Source organism: Methylophaga sp. UBA4204, from assembly GCF_002379485.1.
In the GTDB taxonomy this organism is placed as follows: domain Bacteria; phylum Pseudomonadota; class Gammaproteobacteria; order Nitrosococcales; family Methylophagaceae; genus Methylophaga.
The window spans coordinates 14258-14921 of sequence record NZ_DFTU01000007.1; the positions used below are offsets into that span (position 1 = coordinate 14258).

At 44.4% G+C, this 664-nt stretch carries 1 protein-coding gene; it reads left to right on the forward strand.

From position 1 onward, the window contains the following. The coding region (locus tag B3182_RS00880) for a 50S ribosomal protein L25/general stress protein Ctc (RefSeq protein ID WP_292751168.1) at window positions 1-625 on the forward strand (625 nt) is incomplete at its 5' end. Between the last annotated feature and the right edge of the window lie 39 nt (window positions 626-664).

Genomic DNA, 664 nt, shown 5'->3' on the forward strand with positions numbered 1-664 from the left:
AGGTGCGAGCCGCCGCCTACGTCATGCGGGCAAAGTACCAGCAGTAGTCTACGGTGCTGAAAAAGAACCTGTTTCAATTTCAGTAAACCATAACCAGTTCATTCGCCATTTGGCAGAAGAAGCGTTTTACGCTCACATTCTGACATTGGTTATTGATGGCAAGAAAAATCAGGTCGTATTGAAAGATCTGCAACGTCATCCTGCGAACGACAACAAAATCATCCATGCAGACTTCCTGCGCGTTGATGCCAAACATGCAATGACAATGACTATTCCATTGCACTTTATCAATGAGGAAAAAGCGGTTGGTGTTAAAGCCGGTGGTTTGGTTTCGCATCTGATGACAGAGGTTGAAATCTCTTGTTTGCCTAAAGATCTGCCAGAATACATCGAAATAGATGTTGCAAAACTGGCTATGGATGAAGCAATTCACCTGAGCGAATTGAAGCTGCCTAAAGGTGTCACTCTGACTGCCTTGACGCATACTCAGGATGAGCAGTTGGAAGAAGGTGAACGTTCTTCTTACGATCAAGCCGTTGTCAGTATTCATGAGCCACGTGTTGCTAAAGTGGATCTTGAAGAAGATACAGAAGCTGATGATGAGGAAGAAGCGACTGAAGATTAATTCAGTCGACGGGAACCGTTATGACAAACTGGATTATCG